The sequence below is a fragment of the Limnobacter sp. G6BE5S genome (genome assembly GCF_058448965.1).
In genome coordinates this window covers 206,210-220,624 of record NZ_JBZFLM010000002.1, presented here as the reverse complement: position 1 = coordinate 220,624, position 14,415 = coordinate 206,210, and the positions used below count along the sequence as shown (strand labels likewise).

The 14,415-nt window shown below is 48.0% G+C and carries 9 protein-coding genes and 3 tRNA genes; 3 read left to right on the top strand and 9 right to left on the bottom strand.

Features of this window, described 5'->3' with window-relative positions; all coding sequences use genetic code 11:
* Positions 1-81: 81 nt before the first annotated feature.
* Together ACVL1J_RS04210 and ACVL1J_RS04205 are read left to right on the top strand one after the other, a co-directional pair.
* The gene (locus ACVL1J_RS04210) at positions 82-2,274 is read left to right on the top strand and encodes a hypothetical protein (protein WP_491665129.1); all 2,193 of its coding nucleotides are present in this window, start codon (positions 82-84) and stop codon (positions 2,272-2,274) included.
* Between the two features lie 386 nt (positions 2,275-2,660).
* Positions 2,661-4,400: a tyrosine-type recombinase/integrase gene (locus ACVL1J_RS04205; protein WP_491665128.1), complete on the top strand. Its 1,740-nt coding sequence runs from the start codon at positions 2,661-2,663 to the stop codon at positions 4,398-4,400.
* 85 nt (positions 4,401-4,485) lie between these two features.
* On the opposite strand, the gene ACVL1J_RS04200 is transcribed toward ACVL1J_RS04205, so the two are convergent.
* The 9 genes from ACVL1J_RS04200 to ACVL1J_RS04160 form a co-directional block, all read right to left on the bottom strand.
* Positions 4,486-6,306, bottom strand: coding sequence for a DUF6538 domain-containing protein (locus tag ACVL1J_RS04200; RefSeq protein ID WP_491665127.1), 1,821 nt, complete (start codon positions 6,304-6,306; stop codon positions 4,486-4,488).
* Between the two features lie 266 nt (positions 6,307-6,572).
* A tRNA-Asp gene (locus ACVL1J_RS04195) sits at positions 6,573-6,649 on the bottom strand.
* A gap of 25 nt (positions 6,650-6,674) precedes the next feature.
* Positions 6,675-6,750: transfer RNA gene (locus ACVL1J_RS04190), tRNA-Val, on the bottom strand.
* A 107-nt stretch (positions 6,751-6,857) separates the two neighbouring features.
* Complete coding sequence (locus ACVL1J_RS04185) at positions 6,858-7,130, bottom strand: HU family DNA-binding protein (protein ID WP_105029303.1); 273 nt, start codon at positions 7,128-7,130, stop codon at positions 6,858-6,860.
* Between the two features lie 214 nt (positions 7,131-7,344).
* Positions 7,345-9,753 (bottom strand): endopeptidase La, encoded by a 2,409-nt coding sequence (gene lon, locus ACVL1J_RS04180; RefSeq protein WP_159568624.1) that lies wholly within the window; start codon positions 9,751-9,753, stop codon positions 7,345-7,347.
* Between the two features lie 162 nt (positions 9,754-9,915).
* Positions 9,916-11,187, bottom strand: coding sequence for an ATP-dependent Clp protease ATP-binding subunit ClpX (gene clpX, locus ACVL1J_RS04175; RefSeq protein WP_159568625.1), 1,272 nt, complete (start codon positions 11,185-11,187; stop codon positions 9,916-9,918).
* 64 nt (positions 11,188-11,251) lie between these two features.
* Complete coding sequence (gene clpP / locus ACVL1J_RS04170; protein ID WP_159568626.1) at positions 11,252-11,899, bottom strand: ATP-dependent Clp endopeptidase proteolytic subunit ClpP; 648 nt, start codon at positions 11,897-11,899, stop codon at positions 11,252-11,254.
* 21 nt (positions 11,900-11,920) lie between these two features.
* On the bottom strand, positions 11,921-13,225 hold the full coding sequence (gene tig / locus ACVL1J_RS04165; RefSeq protein WP_159568627.1) for a trigger factor: 1,305 nt from the start codon (positions 13,223-13,225) through the stop codon (positions 11,921-11,923).
* A gap of 166 nt (positions 13,226-13,391) precedes the next feature.
* A tRNA-Leu gene (locus ACVL1J_RS04160) sits at positions 13,392-13,476 on the bottom strand.
* Between the two features lie 87 nt (positions 13,477-13,563).
* On the opposite strand from ACVL1J_RS04160, the gene ACVL1J_RS04155 reads away from it, so the two are divergent.
* A complete protein-coding gene (locus ACVL1J_RS04155) occupies positions 13,564-14,409 on the top strand; it encodes a squalene/phytoene synthase family protein (protein ID WP_341236653.1) in 846 nt (281 codons plus the stop codon).
* The last annotated feature ends 6 nt before the right edge of the window (positions 14,410-14,415 follow it).

Here is a 14,415-nt window from a genome sequence, read left to right as displayed (position 1 = left end):
AATTTAACTAAATACAAAGACTTGCGAAAAATTAATTACAATGCTACAAATGCACTGTAATTATTGAAAGAGTTCGCTATCATGCATAGAAACCAAACAATTCAAGCAAATCAATTTCAAATAAGCTATGGATTTAACTACCAGATAAATTATTATCAAATCAGTTCGCTATCACTTAATCGAGATGATAACGAAATGAAGCTACTTATTACACCATTGAAACTCGTCTATGACGAGTACATAAAGACAAACTGCCTCAGCAATCCTCTTGACCCTTTGTCAATCAACAGAGCATACAAGAGTGACACCACCAGAGCCCTTTTGGCTTATCTGAAGATTACAGAGGGCCTTGAGCTCCAATCCCTACATGAATTATCTGATGACTTTAAACTGCCTGCCAGCCTGAAATCATATGATGATGCAAGCCAACATTTCGGACTCGTTAGAGAAAGTCTGCTGGCAGCAGGAGATAAAAAAACTACCACCAATAATCGAATAAGTCGACTGGGGAGATTCTTTGAGTTCTATTTTCTTAGTTTCCCGCCTGAACTGCCAATTCCATTGCGCGCTCCAAGACTTAAAAACCCGACAGATACATTTAAATGGTGTGGTAAAAACTTAACTCGTCAATCTACACGCGGAAAAGACTTAACCACATTTGGCAAGCGTCTTTCATCAATTCTTGAACAAACAAATCTCGGACCATTTCAGTTCTTTGAAAAACTAAATCAAAAAAATCTTCCAACTGGAGATATCAAAGGTCACGATTTTTCCAACTGGACTAATCAAAAGACTTTACCTGCCAATCGCAAAATGAAAAGTATCCGGATTCTGGAGGATTCGATTTTGGCTTTTCTACATTCAGAAGGTCATCCACTGGCAAATACTCTTCCACGAAACTTTCTTTCCTCAGTCGCCAGTACAGTTAGCTTTACGCACGACGAAATTGTAGGAGAGTCTAAAGATGAGAACGGGAGAATCCATGTCACGTCCTTCAAGCAACCTTCGGGCCGAAGACGGGCTAGCAACCTTATACTCAAAAAAGATTCTCAACTTTGGCAGAACCTTCGAGTCATCGTGGAAAAAAGGGTGGCGCAATCGAATCTCAAATTACATCCGGTGGGTTTAACACGCAGCGGGACTCTTTCCAAATCCAAAGGCGGCCAGCATGATGGATTACTCTGTTTAGAGCAAGCAGGAAAAATGTTTTATGCACCAGGTCAATCCGTTTATATCCAGGCATTCTGCGCTGTTATCAATATAGCCCGCCTACACCGCATTCTCTCGGTAGGTGAAGAGTCCGTTCATCTTTGGACATCGACAATCTTCTTGCGTCTATTGAGTGAAATCAGTAATCCGTTAGAACGCTCAACCGCGTTGCGCAACTATCGAACAGTCAGAGCATGGCTTTTCCAAGTCAACGCAGGCGATATTTTGACTGTTGAAGATTCTTACTCCCAACTTCCTGAACGATTCAGAAGCTCAGAAGTAGGCAATTCGACAACGAAAGAAGAGTTGTCTCGACTGACGGAAAAGTACAGTTCTTTCATTCAACGAGCATCGGATTCTAAAAAGAAAACCGTAAGACTTTACCTGGAACGCAACTTTTCTGATTTCCCAGAAAATACGGACATTAAACGAATTTATGCCCCTTTCATGAGCCGAGTGAATGAAATATACGCATCGCGTAATAGATACCACCGCGGGTCGTTCGCTTACCATAATGCAGTGCGAAAAGCAGCTGTGCTAGCTGTGCTGGTATGCAAACCAATGCGTATTGGGTCTCTTGCGCAAGCAAGATTTTCAGTCAATGGTTACTTCACCAACAACTCGTTCCACAAGTCAGGGAACATCTGGACGTTTGAAAGCATTGAATCCAAAAACAACAACAAACCGAGCGGATTCCTTTTTGAAGAATTCACCCCTATTTTTGATGAGTATGCTCATTTCAGTAGGGATTTCTTCTTACCAAAGGACGGCTCTGTGTGTGACCTGTTGTTTCCCAACGGACATCAATCAGCAAGCTCACTTTATGACCTCGCGGCCGACACATTGGCAAATATAAAAAGTGTGAACTTCACCGCGCACGTACTCAGAACACTCTGCGGTACGGTGCTTTGTATGCTTGGGAAGCCAGAGGTCGCAGCCGGCATGCTGAATGACACCCTAGAAACAGTATTAAAGTCCTATGCAGACTGCCTGCCCAACAATCGCAGCTCCCAATGGCATCAAATGATTGTAAAAAGCAACCCATCAAAAAGTACCCTCCCCTAACCTTCGGTTAGGCATCGCTTTAACCCCTGCTGCTTAATTAAGAAATTAAGCTAGGTGGCATTGTTATCCGCGGATGATGTTAGGTGGCCAGTTTGCGCTGGAATTCATGTCGAATTTGGGCCTGCATACGCAAGGGTATTTGCGTTGGAATGTCCTTTTAGAACCGGCAGAAAATATCATCTTAGGTGGACTACAACGGGTCACTTGCGCACCCGATGCTCGAGATTTGTTTTCCAGCGAAGTTCAGCTTAATTTCTTACAGGCGGTTAAATAATCCTCTTCATTCTTATTAAGCTATTGATATATAAAAGCAAAGTGAAAACCAGTAAATGTTTTTTGAGATTGTAAGTGCTAAACGATGAGTTATCAGCTCATACATCGCAATCATGTCTGTCCAAATTTCTGGTGAAGGTCAACACAAATCCACCCTCTGCTTCAGTCAATCTTTCAAGTTTTCAGATAGCCCTCTTAGCAGTAACAAGACGCTGGGCGAGTCTAAAATCAAGAATCTTCATTTCGACAGCCGAAATGACTGTTTCTATTTGAAAATGAAAACCCCGAAGCGCTTCAAGCACGTATACCGGCGCGAGCACATTCGTCGGAGCCTGAGCACTTGTAACTATGGCGTTGCGGCAATACGGGTTACTGAGAAAAGAAACCAGGTCATTGATGAGTTGGAAGCTTTGCTTGTTCGAGGCAAGGTCAAGAATACAAAAAGTACTACTGTGCCTAAAACAGAGCACCACCTACTTGAAGCTCACATCCCTGCAATCATCCACAACTTCAAGACTGCAGCTCTCAGTGCGGACCAAAAAACACGCGAAATGATGGGTGATGATGATTTGGACACTTACTGCGAAAACATAGAACACGAGCTAAAAAATGTAACACGCACTTTAGCTCGAATGAAATTTAAAGAGTTTTTGCCGCTTACAAGGGAGCTGCTGAATAAGGAAAAATTAACCAGTCCCGCAAATAAAACTCTTGAGATGCTGACTGAAGCAGTGGCAATTGCACAAGGCGACATCCTAAAAACAATCAAAAAACGTAACCAGGGTGAATTTGCAGATTTACACAACAGAACTGCATGTATCGAGGCACGCGGCCTTCCAACTCTTCGTGATGCACTTATCCATTGGACACAGATTCAATCAAATGACAAAACCATCCAAGCCCATCAAAACTGCGTAGCAGAGTTCGAGTCTATCGCAGGCAATGTCCCGCTGGCCTCCATTTCTGGTGCAACAGTTGAGTGCTACGCAAGTAAACTGGTCGATAAACAACTCTCAGGAGCCACAATTCGAAACCGCGTGGGCTATTTGCACGCCATGGTTTCCCGTTATGTTGAATACATCAAAAGAACTGAATCAGACCCCACGGTGATGGCGCTTAAGCTAGGTAAGCAACTCATTGATGATGACAATCCATTCATCAAAACTCATCTACCTTTAGTCAAAAACAAGGATTCTGAGAAAAAGCGTCAGCCGTTTGAAGTGGATGATGCGCAGCAAATCTTAAACACTGTTCAGATTTCAGAGAGCGAGATTGGCGGGACATCAACAGAGACCTTGGAATTCGGCATGTTCGTCAAGCTGGCATTTTTTACCGGTGCGCGCTGTGAAGAATTAGCGCAACTAAGAGCTTCAGATTTAATCTACGTGCATGGACATCCCTGCTTGCACCTGCACAACAAAAACGGAAACAACCTGAAAACAACGTCGAGCGTTCGAAAGCTACCGCTGCACGCGGAACTCATAAATGGTGGTGTGCTTGAATTTTTGCAGTCAAAGCTTGATGAAGGCTCCGACACGCTGTTGTTTAATGCGATTGTCGGCAAAAGCAAAGACGGCAAAAAGGGGGGTGCAATTGGAAAGAGATTTGAACGATTACTCAAAAAACTGGGGCTCAAACAACCTGGGCTCTGCCTGCACAGCGCGCGATACAACGCAAAACAAGCATTGACTAGTTCAGGTTGTAACGCGCAGGCCACTAACGCTTATTTTGGTCACTGGGATAGGAGTTCGTCAGGGATTTACATGTCTGAAAAGGGTGGCCTTTTTAACACAAGCTCACTCATTTCAGCAATTAAATCCACTGTGTTTCCCTATTACATCAGCCCAAAGTAGCTTCTTTGAAATTTGGCAACCTCCTGCGTCGTCGAAAAATCAAACGCGACGCAGGTGGGCGAAAACCAGGATATAACAATGAAAACTATCCAATATGTAGATGACTAAAATCAAGCTCAGGATACGCCAATAATTCGATAGCCTTCACAAGCTCGGGGAACGGGTATTGCCTGTCCTCCGCACGCATATAGACTCGTGAGGCATCTCCGGAACTACTCCAATGTCCCGTCAATGCGTCTCGGACTTCATTCGCAATTCCCTGAAATGTGCATTGTTGCTTGAAGGTGTATCGAAATGAGTGAAAATCCAGCCGAGAGTCTGTGAGCTTGATGGAGTCTAAGAACCGAGCAAACCACTTGCCAGCAGCATTCGAAAATATCCCGTGACTGTTTGCATTTGAAAGACTTGGAAACACGCGCTCGTGACCCAAAACCCTCATCTGCTCAATATGCTTTAGGAATCCGCACGTAATCAGCTGCTCATGAATTGGGACGCGGCGAAAACTACTTTGAGTTTTGAGCTTTTGCCCTTCTTCCAGATTGGCAAATCGAATGGCGTGCACTCCATTGATTACCTGAATGTCTGAAAGATACAGCTGGCAGATTTCTTCCAGTCTGGCTCCTGTGAACATACCAAGAAGTGGAAGCCAATATGCTGCTTCCGACACTTGACCTTTCACTACATGACCTTGCCTGTAAAGGCTTGAGTGGACTATGCGGCTTAACTCACTGTTTTCAAAAGCTCTGCGGTTTTTGGGTGGCCGAGTTGGCTGGGCGCGAATCTCAATGTGGTCAAACGGGTTTATGTGCAAATGCTCGATGAGCTCTTTTTGCCCATGACGGAACAGCGTAGCCAAAAATCCGAGGCGGTTTTCAATGGTTGATTTCGACAGACCTTTTTCAATCAGCAAGTCTCTGTACTTGCGCGCATGATTGCGCGTGAGCTGCTCAACCACGACTACACCTGCGCAACGCGCGAACTCTTCTAGTGCGTTCTCAACAGTGGTGATTGTACGCGGACGCGTCTGGGTCAATTTCCAGTCCTCCAGCAACAGATAAAGCGTCACTGAACTTGGTGAATTCACTGGTTTGGTTGGTGGCGTAGCATTTTGATGAGCGACCGATGTCAGTATCGGTGCTTGTGCAGACTTTGAAGGCACCAGAAGAAAGCCAGGTTGCGTTTGTGTCAGCGAGCCTAGGTGGTTAGCAGCAAGCATTTGCTCGACGGCGTGCGTAAGCGTTTTGAGCTGATTGAGAATTGCAGACGGGTCCCAGCCCGCGGTTGCGTGAGCGCTCGTCACGTCAATACATGCAGGTGATATCCGAGTTTCAACTGCCCCGCCCTGCTTGCCCTGGTCAAATTGATAAATTTGCAATTGACCATGGCGATTGTTCGCTTGAGGTGACATCGCCGCACCTAAGCCATTGAGCTGCTCAAGCGCACTCTGGCGGCGGAATCGTGCCACCGTCTCGTCAAACAAAGAGATTTCAGCGCGCAGACGCACTTGTGCAACATGCAAAAGTTCTGTATCCAAAGAGCGCCATATTTGTTGTCCAGCGTGTTCTGGAAATGCACCTCGCGCATCGACTGGTATTTTTCGTTTGAAGTAGTAAACGCCAGACCTCGTAAACAGATATTGCGACCCAGCGACTTTCCTAGTTTTAGAACTACCCTTCCCTTTTGCGGAAAGACCACCAGAAGCTTCTAGGACGCTCTCATCGTTGTTACCACTAGATTGTCCCTGTGTGCCCTGTAAGAACCGACCAGAGACCGTCTGGACGCGTTGAGCCTCGTTCGAGATTTGAATGCCTTGTACATCCGTTGGACGGAAATCCGAGGCGGTGGTTTTGTGATTAGAGACCAGAGCCTGGGATACGAATTGATTGTTGAACTTCGTTGAATACATAACGTGGTCTACCTTCCAGAGGTGATGATGGAAAGACCGTGGGTTTACAGATGCAGTTGAAAAGACGCATGGGGGTCGCGACGCAGAGCGCACAAAAGTAACGTCGAGCGGTTACTCAAATTGCTACCCCAAATTGCTATCCCAAACTGCTACCTTTTCTGCTATCCCAAGCGGTCGCCGGGGTAGCACGGATAAGCGTATCAAGGGGTCGTAGAAAAGAAAAAAGCCCTTGATTCCAAAAGGAATTCAAGGGCTTTTCTTACTGCTGGCGGAGTGGACGGGGCTCGAACCCGCGACCCCCGGCGTGACAGGCCGGTATTCTAACCAACTGAACTACCACTCCAAAGTTGGTTGCTGTTTCGCAATGTTGGTGGGTGCTGAGAGGCTCGAACTCCCGACCTAAGCCTTGTAAGGGCTCCGCTCTACCAACTGAGCTAAGCACCCGACGCTCACTGTTTTGCTAGTGTTTGTCATGCTGCGAATCAGCCAAGACCGCAATTATATACAAATTAACTCGGCCTGCAATACCTTTTGTCAAAAAAATTTTAAATTTAGTTCACTGCGTCTTTCAGGGCTTTGCCAGGACGGAACTTTGGCACTTTGGCTGCCTTGATTTTGATTGTTGCGCCAGTGCGTGGGTTACGGCCGCTACGTGCAGCACGCTTGCCAACTGCAAAGGTTCCAAAACCAACCAAAGTTACTGAACCACCTTTTTTCAAAGTAGTTTTAACAGCAGCAATCATTGCATCCAGTGCGCGACCAGCAGCCGCTTTGGAAATTTCTGCTGACTCAGCAATTTGATCGATCAGTTCGGTTTTATTCATGTAAAAAGCCCCCTCATGGTGACAAATAAAAAGTGCCCAAAATCAGGCACCACGTTGCTTCCAGTTCTTAATTTAGACATGCCTGAAACCAAGCTGTCAACACATTTTGCGGGCGGATAACCCTTATTTTTCAAGCCAGCTAAGGCTTTCCGCGATGCACAAAAAAAAACCTCCACATTTTCATGCGGAGGTCCATTTAAAATGTCGATTGATATCAGTGCTTTACACTTGGGTTTGCAGCAGCCTCATCAGCTTTGCCTGCAATCACCTCGGCTGGCTCGGAGACTGGCTCTGGGAGCGATTCAAGGGCATGTTGCAGCACTTGATCGATCCATTTCACCGGAATAATCTCCAAACTGTTCTTCACATTGGCTGGAATTTCCGCCAAATCCTTCACATTTTCTTCAGGAATAAGCACAGTTTTTATGCCACCACGGTGTGCAGCCAGCAACTTTTCTTTCAATCCACCAATGCCCAACACCTCACCACGAAGTGTAATTTCACCCGTCATGGCAACATCAGAACGCACCGGCATGTTCGTCAATGTGGACACCAATGCGGTGGTCATTGCGATACCTGCAGAAGGTCCGTCTTTCGGTGTAGCACCTTCAGGCACGTGCACGTGAATGTCACGTTTCTCAAAAGCGTCGTTGCGAATACCCAAGCGATTTGCGCGTGCGCGCACCACTGAACGGGCAGCCTCAACTGACTCTTTCATCACATCGCCCAAAGAACCTGTGCGAATCACATTGCCCTTGCCCGGCATGGACACCGTTTCAATGGTCAACAATTCACCACCCACTTCTGTCCAGGCCAAACCAGTCACCTGACCCACCTGGTTTTCTTTTTCGGCCATGCCGAAGTTAAATCGACGAACACCGAGGAATTTGTCGAGATTCTTTGGCGTCACCTGCACTTTCTTTTCGTTCTTGCCCAGCACCATTTGACGCACAACCTTGCGGCAAATCTTGGACATTTCACGTTCAAGGCCACGCACACCCGCTTCACGGGTGTAGTAGCGAATGACATCCCGAATCGAAGCTTCGGAAACACTCAGCTCTTCGTCTTTCACGCCATTGTTTTTCAACTGCTTGGGCAGCAAATACTTTTGCGTAATATTCACTTTCTCGTCTTCGGTGTAACCGCTCAAGCGAATCACTTCCATACGATCAAGCAGCGCATGCGGAATATTCAGTGAGTTCGCAGTGGCCACAAACATCACGTCGCTCAAGTCGTATTCCACTTCAACGTAATGGTCCACAAATGTGCTGTTCTGCTCCGGATCAAGCACCTCGAGCAAAGCCGATGCGGGATCACCACGGAAGTCTTGACCCATCTTGTCAATTTCGTCGAGCAAAAACAGCGGGTTACGAACACCCACTTTCGTGATGCTGTTCAGCACCTTGCCAGGCATAGAACCAATGTAGGTTTTGCGGTGACCACGAATTTCGGCTTCGTCGCGCACACCACCCAACGCCATGCGAACAAACTTGCGGTTTGTTGCCTTGGCGACAGACTGACCCAACGATGTTTTACCAACACCAGGAGGCCCTACCAGGCACAAAATTGGCGCCTTCAGTTTGTCAACGCGCTGCTGCACCGCGAGGTATTCAACAATGCGTTCCTTGACCTTCTCAAGACCATAATGGTCCTCATCCAGCACTTTCTCTGCGTTGGCCAAATCATTGTTGATTTTGGTTTTCTTCTTCCAAGGCAAACCCACCAGCACATCGATGTAATTGCGAATCACCGTGGCTTCGGCCGACATGGGTGACATCAGCTTGAGTTTCTTCAACTCAGCCTCGGCTTTCTTCAAGGCTTCTTTGGGCATGCGTGCAAGTTTGATTCGCTTTTCCAGCTCTTCCATGTCCGCGCCGTCTTCGCCCTCGCCCAGTTCTTTCTGGATGGCTTTCACTTGCTCGTTCAGGTAGTACTCGCGCTGGCTTTTTTCCATCTGGCGCTTCACACGACCGCGAATGCGCTTTTCCACCTGAAGAATGTCAATCTCGGTTTCGAGTTGTGACAGCAAGGCTTCCAGACGTTGGGCAATACTGAAGGTTTCCAGAATGGACTGCTTCTGCTCAAGCTTCAAAGGCAGATGCGAAACAATGGTGTCCGCCAAGCGGCCAATGTCTTCGATGCTGGCCAGCGATGTCAGAATTTCCGGCGGAATCTTTTTGTTCAATTTCACGTAGGAATCGAACTGTGCCATAACGGCACGCTTCATGGCCTCGGTCTCGGGGCTTTGCGAAGGATCGGGCAACAAGGGCAAGGCCGTGGCTGCAAAGTGAGTGCCTTCGTCCGTTACCTTGGTCAAGCGGGCACGCTGCACGCCTTCAACAAGTACCTTCACTGTGCCGTCGGGCAGCTTCAGCATTTGAAGAACATTGGCCACACAGCCAATGTTGTAAATGTCTTTGTCGCTGGGTTCGTCCTTGGTGGCAGATTTTTGCGCCACCAGTAGAATACTTTTGCCTGTTTCCATCGCGATTTCGAGTGCCTTGATGGATTTTGGACGGCCCACAAACAGAGGAATCACCATGTGTGGAAATACGACCACATCCCGCAAAGGAAGCAATGACAATTCGATGGGTTGTTCCGGAAGCACGTTAGTTGCTGACATATGAATCACCTATTAAATGCATAACCCTACAGTGGGGTTAAAACGCGCTTATTCAAGCTTTATTTCACGACAAATAAACAATACCACTGAAAAGAAAAAGCCCAACTGTTGAGCTGGGCTTTTTTAATCATTTTGCAATCTGTTTTGATCTGGTTTGCTGCATCAGGATTTGTCTTTGCTGCTGGCTACTTTGGGTTGGTCTTCGTAGATCAACAAAGGCTGGCCAACACCATTGATTGTGTTTTCATCAATCACCACTTTCTTGACATTGGTATCACCAGGGAGATCGTACATGATGCCCAGCAAAGCCTGCTCAAGAATGGTTCTCAAACCGCGCGCGCCGGTCTTGCGCTGAATCGCTTTTTTGGCGATTGCACTCAAGGCCGATGGACGAACTTCAAGTTCCGCTCCGTCCATTTCAAGCAACTTCTCGAATTGCTTGACCATGGCATTCTTGGGTTTTGTCAAAATCTCGATCAGTGCTGGCTCATCGAGCTCTTCGAGCGTGGCAATCACCGGCAAACGGCCCACCAACTCGGGGATGATACCGAATTTGATCAAGTCTTCTGGCTCGACTTCTGCCAGCAGGGTACCAACGTTACCCTCTTCCTTGCTTTTCACGGTGGCACCAAAGCCAATGCCGGAGCGCTCGGAACGATTGCGAATCACCTTGTCCAGACCCTCAAACGCGCCGCCCACAATGAAAAGCACGTTGGTTGTGTCAATTTGAACAAAGTCTTGATTGGGGTGTTTGCGACCGCCCTGTGGAGGAACGGATGCCACGGTGCCTTCGATCAACTTCAACAAGGCCTGTTGAACGCCCTCGCCCGACACGTCGCGCGTGATGGACGGGTTGTCGGACTTGCGGGAAATCTTGTCGATTTCGTCGATGTAGACAATGCCGCGCTGCGCTTTCTCAACTTCATAGTTGCAGCTTTGCAGCAGCTTCTGAATGATGTTTTCGACGTCTTCACCCACGTAACCCGCTTCGGTCAGCGTGGTTGCATCGGCGATCACAAAGGGCACATTCAACAAACGGGCCAGGGTTTGCGCCAGCAATGTTTTGCCAGAGCCCGTGGGGCCGACCAGCAAAATATTACTTTTCGTCAACTCAATGTCGTCTTTCTTGCTCATGTGGCGCAAGCGCTTGTAGTGGTTGTATACCGCTACAGCCAACACGCGCTTGGCTTTGTCTTGACCGATTACATATTGATCAAGAATTGAACGAATTTCCTGGGGAGTGGGCAGTTTGTCGCCACCACCAGTGGCAGTGGCTTCGGCTGCTTCGTCGCGAATAATGTCGTTGCACAACTCAATGCATTCATCACAGATGAACACAGAGGGCCCTGCGATCAATTTCTTCACCTCATGCTGGCTTTTGCCGCAGAAGGAGCAATACAGCAGCTTTTCGCTGGAGCCTTTCTTTTCTGACATCTTTTATCCTCTGGAAAGCCCCCCGTGGGGGCAATCAAGAAATCCAGGTTTAATGTTACTGCAGTTACTTCTTGTCGGCCGGTGACACACGGTGCTTCAACACGTCGTCAATCAAGCCGTACTCTTTTGCAGAGTCTGCACCCATAAAGTTATCACGATCTGTGTCTCGTGCAATCTCTTCAATTGACTTACCTGTGTTCTCAGCCAGTATTCCGTTCAATTTTTCACGCAAATACAGGATTTCCTTGGCGTGAATTTCAATGTCGGATGCCTGCCCCTGAACACCACCCAAAGGCTGGTGAATCATGATGCGGCTGTTGGGCAAGGAAAAACGCTTGCCTTTGGTGCCAGAGGACAACAGGAAGGCACCCATGCTGGCAGCCAAGCCTGTGCACAATGTAGACACATCGGGCTTGATGAACTGCATGGTGTCATAAATGGCCATACCCGCAGACACAGATCCACCAGGGCTGTTGATGTACAAGGCGATGTCTTTGTCCGGGTTTTCGCTCTCGAGGAACAGCATTTGGGCCACGATAACGTTGGCCATTTGGTCGTTGATTGGGCCAACCAGGAAAATGACACGCTCCTTGAGCAAGCGCGAATAAATGTCATAGGCCCGCTCGCCCCGACCACTTTGCTCAATCACCATGGGCACATACATATTGCCTTGGGTTTCAAGCGCACCAGAATTGTTCATGTTGTTAGTCATAGAGCGAGGGTTCCACATCATTTATTTATTTCCCATCAGTTCGTCAAAGGACAATTTCTTTTCAACCACTTTGGATTTGTTCAAAGCGAATTCAACCACATTGTCTTCCAGAATAACCGCTTCTACATCCGCCAAACGGGCGCGGTCTTGAAAATACCACTGCATCACTTCAGCGGGGTTTTCATAACTTTGAGCCTGCTCTTCAATGAAGGCACGCACTTGCTCGGGTTTGGCTTGCAAGCTGTTGTCTTTCACCAAGTCTGAAACGATCAGACCCAAGCGAACGCGACGCTCGGCTTGTGCAGCAAAAATGTCTTCCGGCAACTGGATTTCTTCAACATTCTGCATGCCACGGGCTTTCAGGTCCTGGCGGGCGCGAGAGGCCAGTTCAGTTGTTTCAGATTGAATCAGGGCCTTGGGCACATCGAATTCAGTCACTTTCAACAAGGCGTTCATCACCGCTTCTTTGGTTTGTGCCTTGGTGCGATTGCTGACTTCGCGGCTCAAATTAACCCGAACATCGTCACGAAGCTTTTCCAGTGAACCGTCGGCAATGCCCATGGCCTTGGCGAACTCTTCGTTCAGTTCGGGCAACTGTGGACCTTCAACTTTCTTGATTGTGATTGTGAACTGGGCAGTTTTGCCAGCGACATCTTTACCGTGGTAATCCTCGGGGAATGCCAGATCAAAAGTTTTCTCTTCGCCTTTTTTCAAGCCTTTTGCTGCGGCTTCGAATTCAGGCAGCATTTGGCCCTTGCCAATGACAAACGAGAAGTCTTCAGCAGTACCACCATCAAAGGGTACGTCGTCAATTTTGCCAACGAAATCCAGAGTTACTTTGTCTTCTTCTGCTGAGCCACGATCGGCCTCGGCAAAGTTTGCGCGCTGCTTGCGCAAAATTTCAATGGTTTTGTCCACTTCAGAGTCAGAAACCTCAACCACTGTTTTCTCGATTTCAAGCGTGGCAAAGTCGCCAAACTTCACTTCAGGGAACACCTCGAAAATCGCATTGAATTCGAATGCGTCATCAGCAGCGTCCTTGGCGGCTTCAATACGGGGCTGACCAGCCACTCGCAGATCCTGCTTTTGAACTTCTTCGCTGAATGTGCGGCCGATTTCGTCGCTCAACACTTCGGAATGTACTTGAGGGCCGTAGTTCTGTACCACCATTTTCATGGGCACTTTACCTGGGCGGAAACCGGGCATGCGAGCTGTGCGAGCCACCTTTTTCAGGCGCTTTTCAACTTCAGCATTGATTTTTTCAACCGACAGCTTCAAGGAAATGGTTTTCTCGAGTGAGCTGGCAGTGGTGGTTGTTTCAGTCATTTGGAACTCTTGAACTAGTTGCCCTGGCGAGGTTGGCCAAGGGGATGGTTAATGGGCGTAAAGGCTCTACAATTGCCGATATCTTACACAAGTATGAAGCTGCTTTGGCGGGGGCTTGGTAAAACTGGACCGCCCCAGAAGCGATATACCCGGGGCACAAGAGGGGTGGTGCGGATGAAAGGACTCGAACCTTCACGTATTGCTACGCCAGAACCTAAATCTGGTGCGTCTACCAATTTCGCCACATCCGCATGTAGGCGCGCATTATAGCCCGATTTTAACTTTTAAGCCCTTACAATGTCATTTATTGACTGCATTACCCCCATTTAGAAGGTGATATGGCTGTATCTCTTGAAAATCCGCTTGCTTACTGCCGCGAGAAAGTGAGTGGAGAAACTGCCTCCCTGCACTATGCAACGCTGTTTCAAACCGATGAATTCAAAGCGTTTTGGCTGGGCTGCTTTACGCTGAACCACGAATTACGCCAGGCTTGCCTGAAACAGCTTGAGGCTGGCCTGACACAGGTCAAACTGGGCTGGTGGCAAAACGCCTTGGCCAACGCGGTAGAAAACAGCAACCCCCACCCTGTTATCACGGCCATTTCAAAACCAGTGATTGCAAAAATACCCCCTGAGCATTGGGGAGAATTGATCAACAGCGTGGCCAGTGGTTGCGAGCCCAAGCGCTACAACAGTTTGGCGGATTGGCACAACGATGTTCTGCAAGAGACCAAACCGTGGGGCAAGGTGATTCAAGCCCGTTTTACAGATTCCGACACAGATTGCACTGAATTGCTGGAATTCTGGACCACCGCCACCCAGCTGTGTCAGCTTCTTCGGCTGGCCAAGTACCTGGACCAAGGGTTTCAACCACTGCCAGTTGATGTGCTGGCCCAGCATGGCGTAACTGCCGAACAACTTAAACGCAGGGGGCACAGTGAGGCCACCAGGTCTTTGTTTCAGCAAGTGGGCGAACATTTGCTTGAGAAAGCCAACGGTGCCTGGAAAACCATGCCGGCAGACCAACGCCTGTTTGCCAGGCCACTGCGGGCGTTGTTCAGAATGCGCGTTGCAGAACTGAAGGTGCATGAGGCGGCAGGCAACAAAATGTTAACCGAACAAAAAATCATCACCCCTTTCAAGAAATTCAGCACCGCGTGGACCACACAAGTGCTGAGGTGGTGAGGAATT